Source organism: Cytobacillus sp. FSL R5-0377 (assembly GCF_038004385.1).
Classification (GTDB): domain Bacteria; phylum Bacillota; class Bacilli; order Bacillales; family Cytobacillaceae; genus Cytobacillus.
Genome location: NZ_JBBORA010000001.1, coordinates 816689 through 840472, shown reverse-complemented (window position 1 = coordinate 840472; position 23784 = coordinate 816689). Strand labels below are relative to the sequence as shown.

Here is a 23784-nt window from a genome sequence, read left to right as displayed (position 1 = left end):
GCATCGGGCTTCTTCTGCGCCCGTATGCTCCGTTTAACTCTCCACAAAAATCATTGCAATATGGGAATATATATTTGAGGAGGATGGGAATGACTACTGCAAAGACATTAACTGAGACGCTCCAGGAAAGAAGCGTGGTAATTGAAGCGGGCGGACATCCAAAATATCATGAAAAGAATGAAGCGCAAAACAAACTATTTGTCAGAAAACGGCTTGAGCTTTTGTTTGACGACGGATTTTATGAGGAAGACGGCAAATTTGCGAATTGCCAGGCAAATGATCTGCCTGCAGATGGAGTTGTAACTGCTGTTGGTAAGATTAACGGCCAGACTGTTTGCGTAATGGCAAATGATTCAACAGTAAAAGCTGGCTCATGGGGTGCAAGAACGGTAGAAAAGATCATCCGTATCCAGGAGACAGCAGAGAAGTTAAAAGTTCCGATTCTATATCTGGTTGACTCTGCCGGTGCCCGAATTACGGATCAGCTTGAGATGTTTCCAAATAGACGCGGAGCAGGAAGAATTTTTTATAATCAGGTAAAGCTCTCAGGCATGGTACCGCAGATTTGTCTTCTTTTTGGACCATCTGCTGCAGGAGGAGCGTATATTCCTGCGTTCTGTGATATCGTCATCATGGTAGACCAAAATGCTTCAATGTATCTGGGCTCGCCAAGGATGGCAGAAAAGGTTATCGGGGAAAAGGTTACACTGGAAGAAATGGGCGGCGCCCGCATGCATTGTTCTGTAAGCGGATGTGGCGATGTTCTTGCTTATAGTGAGGAAGAAGCCATTGAATCAGCAAGAAGATACTTGGCTTACTTCCCGGCAAGCTTCAAAGAAAAGCCTGTGAGGTCTGAGTTCATTATGCCAAAATCCGGCCGCGCCCTTGAAGAAATCATACCAAATAATCAGAATGCCCCATTTGACATGTATGAGTGCATAGATTCCTTAATCGATGAAGGCAGCTTTTTTGAAATTAAGAAGCTTTTTGCTGCTGAACTGATTACGGGGCTTGCCCGAATAGGGGGAAGGCCTGTAGGAATTATTGCCAACCAGCCAAAGGTTAAAGGCGGGGTTCTATTTGTAGATTCTGCAGATAAGGCAGCCAAGTTTATTCAGCTTTGTGATGCATTCCATATCCCGCTTTTATTTCTGGCGGATGTCCCTGGATTTATGATTGGAACGAAGGTGGAAAGGGCTGGCATTATCCGCCATGGTGCAAAGCTTATCGCTGCCATGAGTTCTGCAACAGTTCCGAAAATCTCTGTTGTTGTCAGAAAGGCATATGGAGCAGGACTGTATGCCATGGCTGGTCCCGCATTTGAACCTGATTGCTGCATAGCCTTGCCAACAGCACAAATTGCAGTAATGGGTCCTGAAGCCGCAGTAAATGCTGTTTATTCCAATAAAATCAATGCGATTGAAGACCCGAAAGAAAAGATCAAGTACGTTCAGGAAAAACAGCAGGAATATAAAGAAACTATTGAGATCTACAAACTGGCCTCTGAATTAATTGTAGACGATATAGTTGCCCCTTCAGATTTAAGAAATGTTTTAATTAACCGATTTAATCTGTATGAGACTAAAGAATTGACATTCAGTGTCCGTAAACATCCGGTATATCCGGTTTAATCCCAGCATTAAAAAATCCCTTTTTCGATTTTCGAAAAAGGGATTTTTTTAAAGGATTTAGCAGATGAAAAATGGAATTTAAAAATAATCATTAAATTTCAAGTTAGAAATATTTCTTTTTACCCATGAATTTATCTTATTTTGTTAAAATATGTTTAAAAAGTAAAAAATGGTGGTCTTTTATGAAAATAGCTATTATCGGAGGAGGAGCAGTCGGCCTTCTGTTTGCCCATTACTTAAATGAAAATCATGAAGTCATTGTCTATGTGAGAAACAGCAGCCAGCTGGAAAAACTGTGCAAAAATGGTCTTACGCTCGAGAGAGAGGGATTCCACAGTAATACCCGGGTTAAGACTTACCATTTTAAAGAATGGAAGGGGGAGGAGGATTTAACTATTATTGCAGTTAAGCAATATAGTATTCCTGAATTGACAGGGGATTTATTGAGGATGAATGCTGGCAAATCCGGGTCATTTTTGTTTCTGCAAAATGGGATGGGGCATTTGAAGTGGGCTGAAAAGCTGGAAGCTGATAACTTATTTGCGGGCAGTGTTGAGCATGGTGCTTTAAAAACAGAGCCTGACACTGTGCTTCATACCGGGATTGGAGTCACAAAAGTGGCAGCTATAAAGGGGGATATTAGTTTTCTGGAGAAATTATCCTGTTCGGCATCTGGTTATTTTCCTTTTGTTTTTGTCAGGGATCATCTGGAAATGCTCATTCAAAAATTAATCGTAAACAGTCTGATAAACCCTCTCACAGCAGTTCTTCGTGTTAGAAATGGGGAACTCCTTACGAATAAATACTATTATCGGCTATTTTTGAAATTGTTTGACGAGGTAAGTGCCATTTTAAATATAAAGGATAAAGCAAGTGCGTTAAACCATGTTAAAAGAGTCTGTAAAGAAACCGGGGAAAACAAATCCTCAATGCTTAAGGATATCGAAGAAGGCCGGGAAACAGAGATAGATGCTATTTTAGGCTATATCGTAAACGAAGCAGAAATGAAGAAGATGTCTGCTCCGTATACAGAAAGTCTTTATTGTCAGATCAAAGGCAGGGAGAGGGGGAAATAAGTTGAACACTGTGTTCTCAAGCCTGATTGCAACGCTGGTGACCATACCGCTGCTTGGATATCTGGCTGTTTTTATTATCAGCAAACAAATTACAAAAAAACATAAAAGATCTGTACATATTGCCTTGGATGTCAGCACTTTTTTATTTATATTGTCTGTTCATTATTTAATTATTGTAATTTGGGATAAATCTTATTTATGGATGATCTTCCTATGCCTTCTAATTACAGCGGTTGTTTTTATAATCATACATTGGAGAATTAAACAGGAAATCAATATGCGTATCTTATTCAAAGGGTTTTGGCGATTTAATTTCTTGCTGTATTTCACCGCTTATATCATTCTGATCCTGGTAGGGGTTGTTCAAAGGGTAACTTCAGTGGTTTTCATTCCTTAGTAAAAGTTTGTTAACAATATGATTTATTATTTGAATTGAAGCTTTTAGGCAAGCAAAGTTTTTTTCTTTTCAATTAAGACAATGCTATACTCATAAGATGAAAATTAAAATTGATCAGCTATGAGAAAGGAAGTTCATTAATGGAGATTCTTAATCTCTCATTACCGGCAACAAACCGGTTTGCAACAGATTATATTGCACAAACAGATGAAATTATGCAGTTTTTTCACTATCGCTATAATTCGGATTCTGATTATAAAGCAAGGTTAGCGGAGCTTAGAGGCCGGTCGTTTATGAGAAATGAACTTTCTCTATATATTGCAGAGTTTATGGATCGTTTACCTTCTTCCCCGGCAGTTCATGACTCACTAAACAAGCTGAAGCAAGAAAATAGCGCAGTGATTATCGGAGGGCAGCAGGCAGGGATTTTGACGGGACCGCTTTATACAATACATAAAATCATCTCAATCATTCATCTTGCAAAACAGCAGGAAAGTGAGCTTGGCATTCCTGTTGTACCTGTTTTCTGGATTGCTGGGGAAGATCATGACTATCAGGAAGTAAATCATATTTTCATTGAGAAGAATCATAAAATGGAAAAAGTGACATATCCTGAAAAAGTCTTAGAGAAGAAAATGGTATCAAATATCCCGCTGAATCGTGAAACGTGCAGGGCATGGGTGGAAGGAATCATTGAAGCTCTAGGGGAGACCGAACATACAAAAAATCTCATTTTGATATTGGAAGAAATAATAATGCAATCGCAAACCTATGTGGAGTTCTTTGCCGGTATTATCATGCACTTATTTAAAGAAACTGGGCTGCTTCTGGTTGATTCCGGTGACCTAAAACTCCGGAAACTTGAAAGCAGTATTTTTGCCAAACAGATCAAAGGGGTTCAAGAAATCACAAATCGTGTGAAAAGCCAGCAGCATAGCCTGAAGAATGCCGGTTTTCCAAATACCATTGATATAAGTGAAAATGCTGCCAACCTGTTTTATTATGATGAAAAGCATAAAGAAAGAATTCTTCTCGAATTCAATCCGGAGAAAAAGGTATTTACGGGAAAAGAATCCTTCCATGAGTTTACCATGAATGAGCTTCTGGAGATTGCTGAAAATCATCCAGAAAGACTGAGCAATAATGTGGTGACAAGACCCCTCACTCAGGAATGCCTGTTTCCGGTTCTTGCCTTTATAGCCGGACCTGGAGAAATTGCCTATTGGGCTGAGCTTAAGATGGCATTTGAATGGTTTGGAATGAAAATGCCTCCTATCATGCCCCGTTTAAATATTACCTTTTTAGAAAGGTTTACAGAGAGTGATTTGGACGATTTAGAACTTGATTTGCAGGCAGTGCTCGTTTCAGGAACCGAAGCAGTAAAGGATGTTTATTTAAAGAGTATTAAAAATGAAAACGTAGAAGGCCAGTTCCAAAAAACAAAAGATCAATTAAAACAAAACTATGAGTTTATTGAAGAACTTACATTAAAAGAGGTTAGTGCCCTTCTTCCCATGTTGAAGAAAAATGAAGAACTGTTGTTAAAGCAAATAGATTTCATGGAGAATAAAATCCAGAAATCCATACAGCAAAAATATGAAGTGGTCATAAAAAAATATGAAAGAGCTGATAACTCCCTGAGACCTGGCGGGATTCCGCAGGAAAGAGTATGGAATATTCTTTATTACCTTAATAAATATGGTATAGATTTTCTGGAGGAATTACTCCATCTCCCATTTGATTTTGATGGGACACATAAAGTCATAAAAATTTAATATTCGCCATATTCTTCGGGCCTTATCCATTCGGATAAGGTCTTTTTCTATGTGAAAAAGAGGGTGAAACTCTTTTATCCTATGTGATTTCCCATTTAAAAAAACATGTGAAAAAACAGTAAAGAGTTTAAAGAAAATGTAATAAAAAGACGAACAGAAAATGGGTGAATACCTTATGAGAAGCAGGATTTTAAAAGCAGTGGTAGAATAATTAAAAACATGTGGAGGAAAGTGGGGGATTGTGGTACATTTGAGTTAGAAAGTGGGTGCAGCGGGTATGTTCATGGGTGAGTTCCATCACAACGTTGATAATAAAGGCCGTCTCATCGTGCCATCCAAGTTTCGTGATAACTTAGGTGAAACCTTTATATTGACACGCGGACTTGATCAATGTTTGTTTGGCTATCCCATGGATGAGTGGAGGCAGCTTGAAGAGAAATTAAAAAGTCTTCCGCTTACTAAAAAGGATGCCCGTGCATTTACCCGTTTTTTCTTTTCAGGTGCCACTGAATGTGAAATAGATAAACAAGGAAGAATAAATATTGCTTCCCCGCTTCTGCAATATGCAAAATTGGAAAAAGAATGTGTAGTGCTGGGCGTTTCCAATCGGATCGAGATATGGAGCAAAAATCTTTGGGAAGATTATTTTGCAGAATCAGAGGAATCTTTTGCTGATATTGCGGAAAATATGATTGGGTTTGATATATAATGGGAATGTTTTAGTAATATAATTTCCCATGAAACAAAGATACTTGTTTAGCTCCGGATGCTTTAATTGCGTCTTGTGCTTCTCTGATTGGAAAGGTGGATTCATTCAACAATGTTTGAACATACAACAGTACTATTAAAAGAAACAGTAGAAGGCTTAAACATTCATCCTGATGGTGTGTATGTGGATTGTACCCTAGGCGGCGCAGGCCACAGTAAATTAATTCTTTCCCAGCTGTCTGAAAAGGGGAAGCTATACGCATTTGACCAGGATGATACAGCGATTGAACATGCAAAAGAAAAACTTGCTGAATATGGTGACAGAATCACGATTATTAAAAGTAATTTTAAGTATCTTAAGGAAGAGCTTGAAAACCTTGGTGTTTTTAAAGTTGATGGTGTTTTATATGATCTTGGCGTTTCATCACCGCAGCTGGATACACCTGAAAGAGGATTCAGCTATCATAATGATGCCCCGCTTGATATGAGAATGGATACCGGCGCTGATATTTCCGCCTATGATGTGGTAAACAGCTGGGAATATAGCGAACTTGTGAAAATCTTCTTCAGATACGGAGAAGAGAAATTTTCAAAGCAAATTGCGAGAAAAATTGAGGCCGCCAGGGACGTTTCTCCAATAGAAACAACTGGCCAGCTGGTTGAAATTATTAAAGAGGCCATACCAGCACCTGCGAGGCGTAAAGGCGGACATCCCGCCAAGCGTGTTTTTCAGGCAATTAGAATAGCTGTGAATGATGAACTGGGTGTATTTGAGGATTCTCTTCACCAGGCTATTGACATATTAAATCCCAATGGAAGAATTAGTGTCATTACGTTTCACTCACTGGAGGACCGGATTTGTAAAGCTGCCTTTAAAAAAGCAAGTGAAACACCAAATCTGCCTCCCGGCCTGCCTATTATTCCGGACGAATATAAGCCAACTTTAAAGCTAATTAACAGAAAGCCGATTCTGCCTTCAGAGGAAGAACTGGAACACAATAATCGTGCAAGGTCCGCTAAGCTAAGAATAGCAGAGAAGCTTTAATCGAATACCGATATAGAGAATAAAAAATTACAGGAGGGGAATTATGAGCAATTTAGCCCGAAAAATTCAGGAAGAAAAACAATTTGATGTTCAAACCCAGCCCGTACAGGCCCCTAAGAAAAAAATAAAAACAAGAAAGTCCTGGCTTTCCCCCGGGGAGAAAATACTGGGACTCGCCTTTACTGGAATTGTTTGCTTTGGCGCAGTGCAAATGGTTTCAAATCAGTCGGCCATTTACGAAATAAACAAAGAAATTCAGCAAACAGAAGAAGCAATCCAGACGCAGAACAAAGTGAATACAGATCTCAAAATGCAGGTGAGCGAATTAAGTACATACGAGCGCATTAAAGCAAAAGCTGAAGAAATGGGTCTTAAATTCAGCGGAAATAATGTCAAGGTCGTGGAAGATTAATGAAGAAACAGCCAAATATCAATTTGGGAGCAGCGATATTATTTTTAATATTCAGCCTGCTCTTTTTTGTATTAATTTTTCGCTTTGTTTCCATTCAGGCAACGGGCGAAGCAGCGGGCCACGCACTGGCGGCTAAGGCTCAGCAAAAATATGAACGCGAAAAAACAATACAGGCCAAAAGGGGCACTATTTATGACCGCAACGGGGAAGTGATTGCAGAGGATACGATATCTTATAAACTTGTAGCAATCCTTGACAAAAGCATGAAACCAGATTATGTGAAAGACCCCGGAAAAACAGCTGCAGCGCTTTCGAAAGCTATTGATCTGGAAGAGTCGGAGATTTATAGGATTTTGACAAAGAAAACAAAAGATGGAGATAAGCCATTCCAGGTTGAATTTGGAAAAGAGGGCCGTGATCTTCCGCTAAAGACAAAAAGAGAAATAGAAGATATGAAATTGCCAGGGATTACATTTATAACAGATTCCAAACGGTTTTATCCAAATGGAGTCTTTGCCTCACATTTAGTCGGGTATGTTGAAAAGAAAAAAACGAAAACAAATACAACTGATACAGTAGGGATGCTGGGTCTTGAGCAGAGTTTGAATAAAGCGCTCACAGGAAAAGATGGAAAGTTCAGCTATGAAAGTGATATATGGGGCTATCTGCTTCCTAATGGAGATCAAAAAATCCAGCCTGCTCAAAATGGCAAAGATGTGTATCTGACAATCGATAAAAAGATTCAGACCTTTCTCGAAGATTCCATGAATAAAGTAGACGAGGAATATAAGCCCAAAAAGATGGTCGCAGTAGTCGCTGATGCTAAAACTGGTGAAATTCTGGCTATGGGACAGAGGCCGTCATTTCATCCGAAAACAAAGGAAGGCATCGAAGACACTTGGCATAATGAAGTGATTGAAAACTCATTTGAGCCCGGATCAACCATGAAAATCTTTACTTTGGCAGCTGCCATTGAGGAGGGCAAGTTTGATCCGAATGAATGGTATAAATCTGGAAGTTATAAAGTAACGGAAAATTCACCGGCAATCCGCGACCATAATCAAGGACGCGGCTGGGGTTCCATTACTTACCTTGAAGGTGTTCAGCGTTCGTCGAATGTGGCTTTTGCGAAAATAGTAAAAGAAAAGCTCGGGTATGAAAAGTACAGGGAATATTTAACGAAATTTGGATTTGAAAATCCCACGGGAATTGACCTGCCGAATGAAACTGGCGGAAAAATCGCATATGAGTGGCCGCTTGATAAGGTAACTACCGGGTTTGGCCAGGGTACAGCCATTACGCCTATTCAGCAGATACAGGCTGCTACTGCCATTGCAAATGATGGCAAAATGATGCAGCCGCATGTCATCAGCAGTATTGTTAATAGTGATAAAAATGAAGTCGTGAATAAAACGGAGCCGAAGGTGAAGGGAAAGCCCATTTCAGCAGAAACAGCAAAGAAAGCCAGAGATATCCTTGGAACGGTTGTGTCTTCTGAAAACGGGACTGGCTATAAAAGGTATAATATCGAAGGGTACGAGGTAGCCGGAAAAACGGGGACTGCTCAAATACCTGATCCAAATGGCGGTGGATATTTAACCGGTCATGAAAATTTTATCTTCTCGTTTTTAGGAATGGCTCCAAAAGATGATCCTGAACTGATCATCTATGTAGCAGTCCAGCAGCCGGATATCGACCTCAGTACAAATGGTGCAGAACCTGTAGCTAAGATTTTTACACCAGTTATGAAAAGCAGTCTCCAATATTTAAATATAGAACCGGCAAAAGAACTAAAGGCAAACTCTGAACAAGCACCAGAAGTAGAAGGGAAAACAGTTGAGGAAGCTAAGGCAGAATTGAAAAAATCCGGATTTGAAGCAATTGTGCTTGGAAAGGGCAGCAAGGTGCAGAGACAAGTTCCAGGAAATATGTACAATTTGCTTGAAGGCGAACGGGTGATCTTAAAGACGGATGGCGAATTAACAGTGCCTGATATGGATGGATGGTCACTAAGAGACGTCATGAAGGTGGCCAAGATTGCTGACTTAAAGCTTAATACTGTTGGAAGCGGATATGTGGCGAAGCAAAATCTAAAAGCCGGTTCTGCGCTTAGGAAAGGTGACTATTTAATAGTCGAACTTGAGCAGCCTGCTGAGAAATATAACAAGGAGAACGATCAATCTGAAGTTCAGCAGGAAGAAGAAGAAGCGGTGCTGGATTAGATGAAGAACGTACTGCCGGATGTGCGGCAGTGCGTTCTATTCATTTTGGTACAAGCATATATTGGAACGAGCCATAATTTAAGGAGGTTCGTCCATACATGCGTGTTTCAAATGTGACCGTTCGAAAACGGCTGACTGCTGCGTTGTTTGTTGGTGTTCTCATTTTTTTTATTATTGATTTGCGTCTTGGATATGTTCAATTTTTCCTGGGGAATATGCTTACAGATGGTGCTAAGGAGCTCTGGAGCAGAGATATCCCCTTCGAACCGGAAAGAGGAGAAATCGTCGACCGCAACGGTGTGCCGCTGGCTACGAACGTCAGTGCCCCAACTGTCTATGTTGTACCCAGACAAATCAAAGATCCTGCTGATGCGGCAGAGAAATTGGCTGCAGTACTGAATATGCCAAAAGAAAAAGCCTATGAGCTTATCACCAAAAAGGCATCAAGTGTGAAAATTCCTCAAGGCAGAAAGATCTCCCATGAAAAAGCGAAAGAAATCCGTGCCCTGGGAATTGAAGGAATCTACATCGGGGAAGATTCAAAACGCCACTACCCCTTCGGTAACTATCTATCACATGTTCTCGGATTTGCGGGAATTGATAATCAGGGTTTAATGGGCCTCGAATTATATTATGATGAAGAACTAAAAGGAAAAAAGGGATCAGTAAAGTTTTATGCGAATGCAAAGGGAGAACGGATGAACGATATGGCGGATGATTATAAGCCGCCGGTTGATGGAATGGACCTTAAGCTTACCATCGATTCAAAGATACAGACTATTGTAGAAAGGGAACTGGACATAGCTCAGGCGGAATATAATCCTGATGGAATAATAGCAATTGCCATGAATCCAAATAACGGAGAGGTCCTTGCCATGGCCAGCAGACCGGATTTTGACCCTGCGAATTTTAAAAATGTGCCTCCGGAAATTTACAACCGCAATCTGCCGATATGGAGTACATACGAGCCAGGTTCCACATTTAAAATCATTACTCTGGCAGCTGCATTAGAAGAGGGAAAGGTAAACTTGGAAAAGGATCATTTCCACGACCCGGGATCTGTTGAAGTGGGCGGTGCCAGACTGAGATGCTGGAAGAAGGGCGGACATGGCAGCCAGACTTATCTTGAAGTTGTACAGAATTCCTGCAACCCGGGATTTGTAGAGCTGGGTGAGAGATTAGGCAAAGAGGCACTATTTAAATATATCCGCGACTTCGGGTTTGGCGAGAAGACCGGCATCGACCTGCAGGGCGAGGGAAAGGGGATTCTATTTAACCTCGATCGTGTTGGTCCTGTTGAGCAGGCAACTACTGCTTTTGGACAGGGGGTTTCCGTTACCCCGATCCAGCAGGTAGCGGCCATTTCTGCTGCAGTTAATGGCGGGACATTATACACACCATATATAGCGAAAGAGCTTATAAATCCTGCTACAGGTGAAGTTTTGATGAAAAAATCGCCGGATGCAAAAAGGAAAGTAATTTCAAAGGAAACATCAGATGAAATCCGCAAAGCGCTTGAATCGGTTGTGGCAAAAGGATCAGGAAAAAAAGCGTTCGTTGACGGATATCGTGTTGGGGGAAAAACAGGAACTGCGCAAAAAGCGCAAAATGGCCGGTACCTTGAAAATAACCATATCGTATCATTTATTGGATTTGCACCTGCTGATGATCCTCAGCTCGTCGTGTATGTGGCTGTGGATAATCCAAAAGGAACCGTTCAATTTGGCGGCGTGGTTGCTGCTCCAATCGTTGGAGAAATCATGGGTGACAGCCTGCGTGCGATGGGTGTAAAGCCCCGCAAAAATCAAATTGAAAAAGAGCTTACCTGGATGGATTCCCCAATGATTGAGGTGCCGGATATGGTAGGTCTGACAAAGAAAGATCTTGGTGAACTCTATCTGAACCTTAAAATAGATGCAAGCGGGACAGGAAATACGGTGGTGAAGCAAACGCCTCAGCCGGGCATAAAGTTAAAAGAAGGTTCAACGATCCGCCTGTATTTTGATGATAAATAAGAAGAGGGATGAGGGCGGCGTCCTCCTGGGCCGCCTGATTTTTTTGTTTGTAAGGAAACTGTAACATACTTTCCAGGTTTGGCTCCTATATATTAAATAGCTAAAAAAGCAATTATCCTGTACAATATATATCGCCATCATTTAGAATGTTATTTTGATTATATTTATTTACATTGACCAGCTTCACTAAAAAGAGGAATAGTTTGCTCTGTTTAACATGAGAGGAATGGTAAAGATGGAATTACATAAACTGCTGCGATTTTTACAGCCTTATACGACTTATAAAGGGGAAGACCTGGAAATAACAGCAATTGTTAACGATAACCGGAAAGTTACACCTGGAAGTTTGTTTGTTTGCATTGAGGGCTATACGGTTGATGGCCATGACTTTGCAGGTTCTGCTGCTGAAAAAGGTGCAGCTGCAGTAGTTGCCCAAAAAGAGCTGGACTTGGATATCCCGGTTATAGTAGTTAAAAATACTAAACGGGCTCTGGCGGTTCTTGCTGATGCTTTTTATGAACAGCCAAGCAAGCAGCTTCATTTGATTGGAATAACAGGGACTAATGGCAAAACAACAACAAGCCATTTGATTGAAAAAATTCTTGCGGATGCAGGAAGGAAAACCGGCTTAATTGGCACGATGTATACAAAGATAAATGATGAAATCTTTGAAGTGAAAAATACAACTCCTGAAAGCTTGACTCTGCAAAGCACATTTAGAAAAATGGCAGATGCAGGTGTAGATTCAGCTGTAATGGAAGTGTCTTCACATGCACTTGTTGAAGGCCGCGTTCATGGATGTGATTTTAATATAGCCGTGTTTACGAATCTGTCACAGGATCATTTGGATTATCATAAAACAATGGATGAATATAGGAGAGCAAAAGGGCTGTTGTTTGCCCAGCTTGGAAGTGCCTATAATCATGTAGAACCGAAATATGCCATTTTAAATTCAGATGACCCTGCTTCAGCAGAGTATGAAACATCGACATCTGCTCATGTCATTTCCTATGGTATTGACCAGGAAGCTGATCTGAGGGCCATTAATATTCAGATGACTGCTGCCGGCACGGAATTTGATTTGATCTCTCCTTTCGGGAAGTATAAAGTTTCCTTAAAAATGATAGGCAAGTTCAGCATTTATAATGTCCTTGCCAGTATTGGAGCCGGGATCGCTGCGGGGATACCAATCTCTCAAATCATTAAATCTGCGGAAGAAGTTAAAGGTGTAGCCGGCAGATTTGAGACCGTGGATGCGGGTCAGAACTTTTCTGTGATCGTTGATTATTCTCATACACCCGACAGCCTGAAAAATGCTCTGGAAACGGTAAAGCAATTTGCACGGAAGCGCATCTTTGCCATCGTGGGATGCGGAGGAGACAGAGACAGATCCAAACGGCCGCTTATGGCTGAAATTGCATGCCAGTACAGTACAGACCCAATCTTTACTTCAGATAATCCGAGAAGTGAAGACCCAGTTCAAATCCTGAAGGATATGGAAGAGGGAGTAAAAGAGGAAAGTTACAAAGTTTTCGTCGATCGAAAAGAGGCCATTCACTATGCGGTGAAAAATGCCGATGAAGGAGACGTAATCTTAATAGCAGGAAAGGGTCATGAGACATATCAGATTGTAGGCAGCCATGTTTTTGATTTTGATGACCGTCTTGTGGCAAAAGAGGCAATAGAGGAGCGATAAAATGTATTTGACGTATCAGGATTTAGCGGAATTGTTTCCGGCTGTAAAAGGGATAAAGGATCATAAGCTGGAATTTCATACCGTCGCTTCGTCCTCGACTGACCAACAGCCAAAAGGAATCTATATTCCTTACAGGGAAGCCGGCAATCTGAAGGAAGCTATTGAAAAAGGGGCTATTGCTGCAATCTGGAATGAGGATACAGAAACGCCGTCATACACCCCAAATCATTTTCCTATTTTTTATACAAACGACTTAACGAAAGGCTTAAAGGATATCATGGAATTATATTTAAATAAATTAAGTAAAGCAGAAGAAAGTGTGAACACAACTAATTTCCTTATTTCGGATGAAGAAAGTCTTAAAGAAAACGAATCAACATATGATATTGCTGTAATGGCTGAAAGATTAGCGGAAGCTGCTGAAATTGGCAAGCAGGAAAGGAGGGGATAAGTATGATGGAGCAAGTTATTTTTTTCACAATATTGGCGGGCTTTTTAATTACGGTATTGCTGTCTCCCATATTCATTCCCTTTCTGAGAAGATTGAAATTTGGCCAAAGCATCCGTGAAGAAGGCCCCAAATCACATCAGAAGAAGACAGGTACTCCGACAATGGGGGGGATTATGATTCTCCTTTCCGTTACGGTGACCACTTTATTTATGACAGGTAAATTTTCAGAACCTACAGTAGAAACATATCTGCTGCTTCTGGTTACCCTGGGTTTTGGACTCCTCGGTTTTCTGGATGATTTTATCAAAGTGGTTTTAAAGCGGAATCTTGGCCTGACTTCAAAACAGAAGCTTCTTGGCCAGATTATTATTTCAGTGATTTTTTACTTTGTTTTCAAGCAGAATGACTTTTCTACAGAAGTACATATTCCGCTGACAGATGTTTCGATTGATTTGGGATGGGGGTATGTTTTATTTATTATATTCTGGCTGGTGGGATTCTCTAATGCTGTCAATCTGACAGATGGACTCGATGGTCTTGTTTCAGGGACTGCTGCAATCGCATTTGGAGCATTTGCAGTATTGGCCTGGAATCAGTCACAATTTGATGTAGCCATTTTTTCAGTGGCTGTAGTGGGAGCGGTATTGGGTTTTCTTGTCTTTAACGCCCATCCTGCAAAGGTGTTTATGGGAGACACCGGTTCATTAGCTCTTGGCGGCGCCATTGCGACTATAGCTATTCTGACAAAACTTGAAATCATCCTGATTATTATCGGCGGTGTTTTTGTTATTGAAACATTATCTGTTATTTTACAGGTGGCCTCTTTTAAAACCACCGGCAGACGGATTTTTCGTATGAGCCCGCTCCATCATCATTATGAATTGGTGGGCTGGTCAGAATGGCGGGTTGTTGTTACGTTCTGGACGGTTGGGTTATTATTTGCAATCTTAGGAATTTATATTGAGGTGTGGGTGTAAGTGAAAGAAGTCAATCGCTATCAACATAAAAAAATATTAGTACTGGGGCTGGCCAAAAGCGGAGTGAGTGCAACTTCCCTTTTACATAACCTTGGAGCATTTGTGACTGTTAATGATTATAAGCCGCTCTCAGAAAATCCTGAAGCACAGGGACTGCTTGAGCAGGGGATTACGGTTATTTGCGGTGGCCATCCTATTGAACTTCTTGAAGAGGGGTTCGAGCTGATTGTAAAGAATCCTGGTATTCCTTATCATAACCCAATGATAAAAGGAGCCCTCGAAAAGGGCATACCGGTTATTACAGAAGTGGAGCTTGCCTATCAGGTTTCTGAAGCTCCTTTTATTGGGATTACAGGTACAAATGGAAAAACTACAACTACTACACTTGTGTTTGAAATGCTCCAGGCAGGAAGAAAAATGCCGCTGATTGCAGGAAATATTGGTACAGTGGCTTCCGAAGTTGCCCAGGATGCCGGGGAAGAAAACAATATCGTGATTGAGCTTTCATCGTTTCAGCTGATGGGAATTCAGGATTTCAGGCCGAGAATTGCCATTTTAACAAATTTATATGATGCCCATTTGGACTACCATGGCACAAGAGAAGAATACCATGCAGCCAAGGAAAACATTACGATGAATCAGACTGAACAGGACTATTTCATTGTCAATGCTGATCAAGATAAAGTAATGGAAGCGGCTGCCCGGTCAAAGGCTCGCATAATTCCTTTTTCAACCTCCAAAGTGCTGTCTGAAGGTGCATATGTGAAAGATGACTGGATTTATTTTAATGATGAACAAGTGATGAAAAGAAAAGATGTTTCATTGCCAGGGGAGCATAACCTTGAGAATATACTTTCCTCAATGGCAGCTGCAAAGCTGGCCGGTGTAGGCAACGAAGCCATCCGCCAGGTTCTAAGTTCGTTTACGGGAGTCAAACACCGCCTTCAGTATGTTGGAGAATATCAGAACAGGAAATTTTATAATGATTCAAAGGCAACAAACATCCTGGCAACGAAGAATGCAGTCTCAGCATTTGCCCAGCCTGTTATTCTTCTTGCGGGCGGTCTGGACCGCGGCAATGGCTTTGAAGAACTCATTCCATCTCTAAAAAAGGTAAAGGCTCTGGTAACCTTCGGGGAAACAGCTGAAAAGATTGAAAGTGCAGCATTGGAAGCGGGAATAAAAACCATTGAGCGTGTCGATAATGTGGAAAAAGCCGTACCTGCTGCCTTTAAGCTTTCAGAGCCTGGAGATGTCATTCTGCTTTCTCCTGCTTGCGCTAGCTGGGACCAATATAAAACTTTTGAGGTTCGGGGAGACATGTTTATAGATGCGGTGCATAAACTTAGTTAAGGGCTTGTCTGCGGGACCAGGAAACTTTCATCAAAGGAATTCATCTTCCTCGCGTGACATTTAGAGCTTTAAAAAGGAATAAAATCCTGCCGGAGAGATGTAAGCTTTTAACGGCAGAGCAGATTATTCTCTTTAATAGCCCTAAAACTTGCATTCGAGGTGTTTTCGTTGCCGGCAAAAAAAACCACTCCCGATTTTATATTAATGATCGTCACTTTAATGCTGCTTGCTGTTGGGCTGACTATGGTTTACAGTGCAAGTGCAATTTGGGCAGATTATAAATTTGCCGATTCTTTCTTTTTTGCGAAAAGGCAAATGCTTTTTGCTGGAGTTGGAATAATTGCGATGTTTTTTATTATGAATGTGGATTATTGGACCTGGAGAACATGGGCAAAAGTCTTGATCATCATCTGTTTTGTGCTTTTGCTTCTGGTGCTGGTTCCGGGTGTTGGCAATGTGCGAAACGGTTCCAGGAGCTGGATTGGCGTTGGTGCCTTTTCTGTACAGCCTTCGGAGTTTATGAAGCTGGCCATGATTGTGTTTATGGCAAAATTCCTCTCCGAAAAGCAGAAGCTGATCACTTCTTTCCGAAAAGGACTTGTACCATCTCTGGGGCTTGTGTTTTTAGCATTTGGATTAATTATGCTGCAGCCTGATTTAGGGACCGGAACAGTAATGGTGGGTACTTGTGTTGTCATGATCTTCATAGCAGGGGCCAGAATCAGCCACTTTGTCTGGTTCGCCGCTGCAGGGGTGGCCGGATTTGTGGCACTGGTTCTGTCAGCGCCTTACAGGATAAAGCGAATAACATCCTTTCTAGACCCATGGGAGGATCCGCTGGGCAGCGGATTCCAGATTATACAATCCTTATATGCAATAGGTCCAGGAGGGCTGTTTGGCCTTGGTCTGGGACAGAGCAGACAAAAGTTTTTCTATCTTCCTGAACCGCAGACAGACTTTATTTTTGCCATTTTAGCTGAGGAACTTGGATTTATCGGCGGATCTTTTGTCATATTGTTATTTGCGCTTCTTTTATGGCGCGGCATCCGCATCGCTCTTGGCGCCCCTGATTTGTATGGCAGTTTTTTGGCTGTTGGCATTATTGCAATGGTCGCAATTCAGGTAATGATTAACATCGGGGTTGTAACTGGTCTGATGCCTGTTACGGGGATAACACTCCCATTTCTGAGCTATGGGGGATCATCCCTGACACTGATGCTAATGGCTATAGGGGTTCTGCTTAATATCAGCAGATATGCAAGGTACTAGCGCATTTATAACATGCATTTTAGGAAACCCTGTAAAGCAGGGTTTCCTTTTTTGAAAGAAATCATTTATCGGGACGCAGAATTATCAAACTTCTTTGCAATTTTGCACATTATTACATTTCTTTAACATTATGATGTTCGTTCCTATCTATTTGTTTTGAATATAGTAGAATAGGGAAATGAGGGAGTGTTTTCACACCAGCCCACTGCGGCCATCTTAAATCTTCTTGGATGGCATAACAAATGAAAATTTTATAGATTATTACTCTTTTATGAGGTGAAAGAATGAAAATTGCTGTTAGCGGCGGAGGAACTGGCGGTCATATATACCCCGCACTTGCGCTCATAAGACAAATTCAGAAAGAACATAAGAATGCTGAATTTTTATATATTGGGACTGAAAAGGGGCTTGAAAACACGATTGTGAATCGGGAAAATATCCCTTTTAAATCAATACATATAACCGGTTTTAAAAGAAAAATCTCCGTGGATAATGTAAAAACTGTATTAAGGTTCCTGAAAGGTGTTCGCGACAGTAAAAAGATGCTCAAGGAATTTAAGGCGGATGTTGTCATCGGTACAGGAGGATATGTATGCGGTCCTGTTGTTTATGCTGCATCAAAGCTGGGCATTCCAACTGTTATTCATGAGCAAAACAGCGTTCCCGGATTAACCAATAAATTTTTAAGCAGATATGTAGATAAAATCGCTGTTTGCTTTGAAGAAGCTAAGGCTTTCTTTCCGGAAACTAAAACCGTCCTGACAGGGAACCCGCGTGCCTCAGAGGTGCTTGGACAGGATGGAATCAAAGGAAGGCTGTCAGCTGGATTAAAGACAGGCGTTCCGGCTGTGTTGATATTTGGCGGCAGCAGAGGAGCAAGGCCAATAAATGATGCAGTGTTAAAAACACTGGCAGAGCTGGGTGAAAAGCCATATCAGGTTCTTTATATTACAGGGGATGTTCATTATGATGATGTGCAAAAAGAAGTAGAACTTGTGGGAAGCCCTGAAAATGTAATAATCAAACCGTTTATTCACAATATGCCTGAAGTGCTGGCCGGAGCAAGCCTTGTTGTATCACGTGCTGGGGCCACTACTTTAGCAGAGATAACTTCTTTAGGCATTCCAAGCATTTTAATCCCAAGTCCGTATGTCACAAATAACCACCAGGAGAAAAATGCAAGAGCGCTTAGTGACCATGGTGCTGCAGAGCTATTGCTTGAGAAAGAATTAACAGGTAAAAAGCTTATAGATAGCATTGATCGGATTATCCTCGATAAGGATAAAGTGGATAGCATGAAGGAAGCTTCAAAAAAGCTGGGAATCCGGGATGCATCAAATAGACTATATAAATTAATGGCAGAATTGGTTTCAAAAAGCGGGAAGTAGCCATGACTTCTATATTTGCATAAAATAAATAAATTTAGGCAGAAATCAATAGAAAGGGAGGTAAATATGGACGAATTTATCAGCAAACTTAGAGATTTAAACATTGGAACAATTAAAGAGAATGAACCGATGGCTAATCATACAACAATGAAGATTGGCGGTCCCGCCGATTTGTTTATTGAGCCTTCATCCATAGAAAGCCTGGCAAAAGCGATGGAACTGATCCGTCAATATGAAGTGAACTGGAGAGCAATTGGAAGAGGGTCGAATCTGCTCGTTTCGGATGGCGGAATAGAAGGTGTGGTCATTAAATTGGGCCGCGGCTTGGATCACTTGGATCTTAATGGAACGGAGCTAAGAGCAGGCGGCGGTTATTCACTTGTAGCCCTCTCCACGATAATCAGTAAAAAAGGGCTGTCAGGACTCGAGTTTGCCAGTGGTATACCCGGATCAGTAGGCGGAGCAGTTTATATGAACGCTGGAGCTCACGGATCGGATATTTCGCAAATCCTGACCAGAGCTCATGTTCTTTTTGAGGATGGAAAGATGGGCTGGCTCACAAACGATGAGATGGAGTTTTCATATAGAACCTCTGTTCTCCAAAAGAAACGGCCAGGGATTGTTCTTGAAGCCGTTTTTCAACTTGCCGAGGGAGACAGGGAAAAGATATCCTCTGCAATGCAAAAGAATAAGGATTACAGGAAGGAAACTCAGCCTTGGAACTTCCCATGTGCAGGAAGTATTTTCCGAAACCCGCTTCCTGAATATGCCGGTAATCTCATAGAAAAAGCCGGCTTGAAAGGCCACTCCATTGGAGGTGCTCAAATTTCCAATATGCATGGGAACTTCATCGTGAATGCAGGAGATGCAAAAGCGGAAGATGTCCTTGCACTTATTCAGCATATTAAGGATACAATTTTTGATAAGTACGGGGTAAAGATGGAGACAGAAGTGGAAATAATCGGTCGAAAGTAACGGGAAATAATACCTCGCAGATACCATTTATTGTGATATAATGATTAATTAGATAACAGTAAATGCAGTGTAAACGGCATGTTTCGCATGCCGTTCTCTTCCCTAATTTATTAATTGCATAAATTGTGCTGGACAAGCCACTTGATTGTTTAAATTTATTGTCCTTGCGCTTTTCTTGATGGGGTGATAAATGTGGAGAAAAGTAAGGTTGTCTCGCTTGAGGATCGAATCCCGAAGCTTAAACAGCAAAGAAAAAAGAAAGCAAATAGAAGACTGATCTTTTTGCTGCTGCTTTTTTTCTCACTGATTGTTTTAGTTATCTACTTTCAATCGCCCTTAAGCCATATTAAACAAATTAAAGTCACCGGCAATTCAATTTATGATAAAGAAGAAATTATTCAAATCAGCGGTGTTACTGAAAAAACAAATATTTGGAAGGTTGACGAAGAGGGAATGAAGGGTAAGCTTAAAGAGCTGCCTGAAATAAAATCTTCAACTGTTAAGGTTCAGCTGCCAAGCACAATCATAATCAAGGTTGATGAACTAAAGCGCATTGCCTACATAGCGAAAGAGAAGCACTACCTTCCTGTTATGGAGAATGGGAGCATATTAAAGGATGTAAAGGCAGCAGAGATCCCTGTTAACGCACCAATCCTAAATGGCTTTTCTGAGGGAGCCATTCTTGATATGATGATCGGAGAACTTGAAACACTGCCTGAAGAGGTATTAAATTCAATTTCCGAAGTCCATCACACTCCCAAAAAAACAGATTCCAATCATATTACTTTGTATATGAATGATGGTTTTGAAGTCAGTGCTACATTAAGAAGCTTTTCAGAAAAAATGGCACACTACCCTTCTATCATAAGCCAGCTGGATCCCGAGAAAAAGGGAATTATTGACTTGGAAGTAGGCTCTTATTTCAAAGCTTATGAAAAAGAGGGAGCTGAAGAGGTTGAAGAAGAAAATGAAGGTGAAGGGTAATCATGTAATATTCTCCCTGGTCTTTCTCGTGCTGGGTTACATGATGGCTTTTTCCTATCACCTTACACAGGGAGAAGAAGAAAAGCCGGCATTGAGCGGGAAACAGTGGGAAAGAGACCTAGAGCTCCGCAATCAGCTTGTTGAGCTTGAGGAAAAAAACAGAGCTCTTCAAAAAGAATTAAATCAAAAGCAGGAAAACGTTCTTGATATTGAAAAGGAGCTTTCACAGGAAGCCCAGGTTTATTTTAATCTTGCAGAGGATGCTGAGAAGTACAGGATGCATCTTGGAAAAGTTAAAGTTAAGGGACCAGGTGTGGAAGTTACTCTTGCAGATGGCGATTACAATCCGGATGAAGATAACATTAATAATTATATTGTACATGAACACCATGTCTTTAAAGTGATTAATGAGCTATATATATCCGGTGCTTCTGCAGTTGCCATAAACGGGCAGAGGCTGTCCCACAGTTCATATATTGTATGCAATGGACCTGTGATAGAAGTAGACGGGTACCAGCATCCTGCACCTTTTGTCATCACTGCCATTGGTGACGCCGAAGTGCTTTCGTCAGCTCTCAATCTGACAGGCGGCGTGAAAGATTCATTGGTAGATGAAAATATCCAATTCACTTTAGAGAAAAAGGGCGAAATTATCATTGAACCATTACTGGGTTCGTAAAGCCAAACCAGCTTTTGTATTAAATTTGTCCACAGAATAATTTATTCGGGAAAGCAAGGTGGAATTTAAGTGGACAGCAAAAAGAAGCTCAGCTTTACCTTTATAACAGCTGTAATTGGCTTTATGATTGCCATACAGTTTCAAACAGTTAAGGAACCTGCTGTCCGGGATACAAGAGATACCTGGGAGCTTAGAGCTGACATCCTTAAAGAAAAGGAACTGCAATTAAAACTTTTGCGTGAAATCAGTTCAAATGAAGAAAAAATTGCCCAATATGAAACAAAGCGCAAACAAAGCAAAGAACAAGTGCTCCGTGAGACGCTGGAGGAATTAAAAATGGAAGCCGGATTAAGTGAAGTGACGGGACCAGGCATAATCTTAACCATTGAACCAGTACATGAGGAGCTGCTCCTCGGAAAGCAGGCTGAGTCAGTTTCCCCTGATTTGCTTAAGCGACTGGTCAACGAGTTAAATATGTATGATGCCATGCACATTTCCATTGGAGGCAGAAGGATCATCAACACTACTGTCATTAGGGATATTAACAGGGAGACCATGATTGACGGCTACGCCTTAAAATCCCTGCCTATTGAAGTGAAAGTAATCACTGAGAATTTTCAATCTGCCGAGAAGCTTTTTAACCGCATGCAGGTATCAAAATCTGCTGAAGAATTCTTTATTGACAATCTTCGGATAACGGTAGAAAAGGCTGTGGAGCCTATCACGGTTCCTGCATATGACGAGGCATTGAGAATCAGATATATGGAGCCTGTGAAACCTGATGAAGGAGGCAAATCATAATGTGGCTTCCTGTTTTAGGATTAATCATAGGTGTGATACTTGGACTTATGACAGACATAAAAGTGCCGGATGAATACTCGAATTATTTGTCCATTGCTGTTCTTGCTGCATTGGATACTCTATTCGGCGGGATTCGGGCACAGCTTCAAAACATCTATGATGAAAAAGTTTTCGTTTCCGGCTTCTTTTTTAACATCCTGCTGGCAGCAAGTTTAGCTTTTCTGGGTGTGCATCTTGGTGTAGACTTGTATTTAGCAGCAGTATTTGCTTTTGGGGTCCGGCTATTTCAGAATATAGCGGTCATCAGAAGAATTTTAATCGCAAAATGGTCTCAAAACAGAGAAAAAATAGAAAAAAATGATATTTAAAAAAGGGAAAATATTAGTTTTGACGAATAATTTTATAGATAAACTAACTTATTAAAATTAACAACAGCAAAATTAATTGTTGTTCAATAATCGGAATAGCAAAAAAAAAAGGAGGTGCCAGAGAATGAACAGCAATGAAATATATGTTAGTCTTGACATCGGTACATCCAGTGTAAAAGTAATCATTGGGGAAATGGTCAATGACTCTTTAAATATTATTGGTGTTGGCAATGTACATTCAGAGGGGTTACGCAAGGGCTCAATTGTAGATATAGACGAAACCGTTCATTCTATTAAAAAGGCAATCGAACAGGCTGAGAGAATGATAGGAATGGAAATAAAAAATGTGATTGTGGGAATAACTGGCAATCATGTTATGCTTCAGCCATCCCATGGCGTTGTCGCAGTCTCGAGTGAAAATAGGGAAATTACAGATGAAGATGTTGCTAGAGTTATAGATGCGGCACAAGTTGTATCAATTCCGCCGGAAAGGGATATCATTGATGTTATTCCAAAACAGTTTATTGTCGACGGCTTAGACGAGATCAGTGATCCCCGTGGAATGATTGGTGTGCGTCTGGAAATGGAAGGCACGATTATTACTGGATCAAAAACAATTTTACATAACACACTGCGCTGTGTGGAACGCGCCGGACTCGAAATCATGGATATTACACTTCAGCCTCTGGCGGCAGGTGCATTCGCATTATCCAAGGATGAAAAAAATCTTGGCGTGGCACTTGTTGATATTGGCGGCGGCTCCACAACCATTGCTTTATTCGAAAATGGTTTTTTAAAGGCAACAAGTGTGCTTCCTGTAGGAGGAGACCACATTACAAAAGACTTGTCAATCGGACTCCGTACTTCTACAGAAGATGCAGAAAAAATTAAAACAAAGTATGGCTACGCATTCTATGACCATGCATCTGAAGATGAAGTGTTCAGTGTGCCCATCATCGGAAGTGATCAGCATCAGCAATTTAATCAGCTGGAAATCTCAGATATCATAGAAGCTCGAATGGAAGAAATTTTTGATCTTATCCAGCACGAAGTGAAGCGTCTGGGTGCAAAAGATCTTCCTGGCGGCTATGTTTTATCTGGTGGCGTAGCGAACACTCAGGGAATCCTTGAACTTGCCCAGGATGTTTTCCAAAACAGAGTACGCATCGCAATTCCAGATTATATTGGAGTAAGGGAACCTCAGTACACAACTGCTGTTGGATTGATTAAGTTCGCATATAAGAATGCTAAAATACAGGGCAGAAAAATGGAACAGCCAGTGACTGTCCCTGAAACAAAAGAAAACAGAGTACAAAAACCGCAATCGCAGCCGCAACCGCAACCAAAAACAAAGCCGGAAAAACAGCCGGAAGAAAAGATCACATCAAGAGTTAAAAAGTTCCTCGGATACTTTTTCGAATAACTTGATTTGATTCGCAAGGGTTAGGGAAACGGAATTGATAGCCATACGGCGGAAGAAAAAAGCACTGTTACCCCCATTCGGGAAGTGCGTTAAAGCGAATCAAAAAAGGTGTTCTTAGGAATGTCGACGAATTAGGAGG

21 protein-coding genes are annotated in these 23784 nt (G+C 41.1%); all 21 read left to right on the top strand.

The genetic code is table 11. The features are described from left to right. The first annotated feature begins 89 nt into the window (after positions 1-89). The 21 genes from NSQ49_RS04080 (at position 90) to ftsA (ending at position 23645) form a co-directional block, all read left to right on the top strand. Positions 90-1631, top strand: a complete 1542-nt coding sequence (locus tag NSQ49_RS04080) for an acyl-CoA carboxylase subunit beta (RefSeq protein WP_251282778.1) — start codon at positions 90-92, stop codon at positions 1629-1631. Between the two features lie 182 nt (positions 1632-1813). Then, entirely contained in the window at positions 1814-2707 is an 894-nt protein-coding gene (locus NSQ49_RS04075; RefSeq protein WP_251282780.1) for a 2-dehydropantoate 2-reductase, read from the top strand. 10 nt (positions 2708-2717) lie between these two features. After that, on the top strand, positions 2718-3104 hold the full coding sequence (locus tag NSQ49_RS04070; RefSeq protein ID WP_311315877.1) for a DUF3397 domain-containing protein: 387 nt from the start codon (positions 2718-2720) through the stop codon (positions 3102-3104). Between the two features lie 140 nt (positions 3105-3244). Continuing rightward, positions 3245-4879: a bacillithiol biosynthesis cysteine-adding enzyme BshC gene (gene bshC, locus NSQ49_RS04065; RefSeq protein WP_251282781.1), complete on the top strand. Its 1635-nt coding sequence runs from the start codon at positions 3245-3247 to the stop codon at positions 4877-4879. A 277-nt stretch (positions 4880-5156) separates the two neighbouring features. Beyond that, positions 5157-5588 carry a division/cell wall cluster transcriptional repressor MraZ gene (gene mraZ / locus NSQ49_RS04060; protein ID WP_251282912.1) on the top strand — a complete coding sequence of 144 codons (432 nt, stop codon included), beginning with the start codon at positions 5157-5159 and terminating at the stop codon, positions 5586-5588. Positions 5589-5699: 111 nt separating this feature from the next. Continuing rightward, the gene (rsmH, locus tag NSQ49_RS04055) at positions 5700-6632 is read left to right on the top strand and encodes a 16S rRNA (cytosine(1402)-N(4))-methyltransferase RsmH (protein WP_251282782.1); all 933 of its coding nucleotides are present in this window, start codon (positions 5700-5702) and stop codon (positions 6630-6632) included. 43 nt (positions 6633-6675) lie between these two features. After that, the gene (gene ftsL, locus NSQ49_RS04050) at positions 6676-7044 is read left to right on the top strand and encodes a cell division protein FtsL (RefSeq protein WP_159862574.1); all 369 of its coding nucleotides are present in this window, start codon (positions 6676-6678) and stop codon (positions 7042-7044) included. Then, positions 7044-9266 carry a penicillin-binding protein gene (locus tag NSQ49_RS04045; RefSeq protein ID WP_341070411.1) on the top strand — a complete coding sequence of 741 codons (2223 nt, stop codon included), beginning with the start codon at positions 7044-7046 and terminating at the stop codon, positions 9264-9266. The genes ftsL and NSQ49_RS04045 overlap by 1 nt, the downstream gene beginning before the upstream one ends. Positions 9267-9364: 98 nt before the next feature. Then, positions 9365-11281, top strand: a complete 1917-nt coding sequence (locus tag NSQ49_RS04040) for a stage V sporulation protein D (protein ID WP_159862576.1) — start codon at positions 9365-9367, stop codon at positions 11279-11281. Between the two features lie 235 nt (positions 11282-11516). Continuing rightward, positions 11517-12977 carry a UDP-N-acetylmuramoyl-L-alanyl-D-glutamate--2,6-diaminopimelate ligase gene (locus tag NSQ49_RS04035; protein ID WP_159862577.1) on the top strand — a complete coding sequence of 487 codons (1461 nt, stop codon included), beginning with the start codon at positions 11517-11519 and terminating at the stop codon, positions 12975-12977. A 1-nt stretch (position 12978) separates the two neighbouring features. Further along, positions 12979-13428: a hypothetical protein gene (locus tag NSQ49_RS04030; protein ID WP_251282784.1), complete on the top strand. Its 450-nt coding sequence runs from the start codon at positions 12979-12981 to the stop codon at positions 13426-13428. Between the two features lie 2 nt (positions 13429-13430). Continuing rightward, a complete protein-coding gene (mraY, locus tag NSQ49_RS04025; protein WP_251282785.1) occupies positions 13431-14405 on the top strand; it encodes a phospho-N-acetylmuramoyl-pentapeptide-transferase in 975 nt (324 codons plus the stop codon). Next, positions 14406-15758 (top strand): UDP-N-acetylmuramoyl-L-alanine--D-glutamate ligase, encoded by a 1353-nt coding sequence (gene murD / locus NSQ49_RS04020; protein WP_251282786.1) that lies wholly within the window; start codon positions 14406-14408, stop codon positions 15756-15758. A 168-nt stretch (positions 15759-15926) separates the two neighbouring features. Next, positions 15927-17027, top strand: a complete 1101-nt coding sequence (spoVE, locus tag NSQ49_RS04015) for a stage V sporulation protein E (RefSeq protein WP_159862581.1) — start codon at positions 15927-15929, stop codon at positions 17025-17027. Positions 17028-17311: 284 nt separating this feature from the next. Beyond that, positions 17312-18415 (top strand): undecaprenyldiphospho-muramoylpentapeptide beta-N-acetylglucosaminyltransferase, encoded by a 1104-nt coding sequence (gene murG / locus NSQ49_RS04010; RefSeq protein ID WP_251282787.1) that lies wholly within the window; start codon positions 17312-17314, stop codon positions 18413-18415. 66 nt (positions 18416-18481) lie between these two features. Further along, positions 18482-19390: a UDP-N-acetylmuramate dehydrogenase gene (murB, locus tag NSQ49_RS04005; protein ID WP_159862583.1), complete on the top strand. Its 909-nt coding sequence runs from the start codon at positions 18482-18484 to the stop codon at positions 19388-19390. Positions 19391-19582: 192 nt separating this feature from the next. After that, on the top strand, positions 19583-20374 hold the full coding sequence (locus NSQ49_RS04000; RefSeq protein WP_251282788.1) for a cell division protein FtsQ/DivIB: 792 nt from the start codon (positions 19583-19585) through the stop codon (positions 20372-20374). Then, complete coding sequence (locus NSQ49_RS03995) at positions 20322-21053, top strand: DUF881 domain-containing protein (RefSeq protein WP_159862585.1); 732 nt, start codon at positions 20322-20324, stop codon at positions 21051-21053. The genes NSQ49_RS04000 and NSQ49_RS03995 overlap by 53 nt, the downstream gene beginning before the upstream one ends. Positions 21054-21122: 69 nt before the next feature. Next, positions 21123-21854, top strand: coding sequence for a DUF881 domain-containing protein (locus NSQ49_RS03990; protein ID WP_251282789.1), 732 nt, complete (start codon positions 21123-21125; stop codon positions 21852-21854). After that, positions 21854-22222 carry a small basic family protein gene (locus NSQ49_RS03985; protein WP_159862587.1) on the top strand — a complete coding sequence of 123 codons (369 nt, stop codon included), beginning with the start codon at positions 21854-21856 and terminating at the stop codon, positions 22220-22222. Before NSQ49_RS03990 ends, NSQ49_RS03985 begins: the two co-directional genes overlap by 1 nt. Before the next feature lie 124 nt (positions 22223-22346). Next, positions 22347-23645: a cell division protein FtsA gene (ftsA, locus tag NSQ49_RS03980; RefSeq protein WP_159862588.1), complete on the top strand. Its 1299-nt coding sequence runs from the start codon at positions 22347-22349 to the stop codon at positions 23643-23645. Positions 23646-23784: the final 139 nt, after the last annotated feature.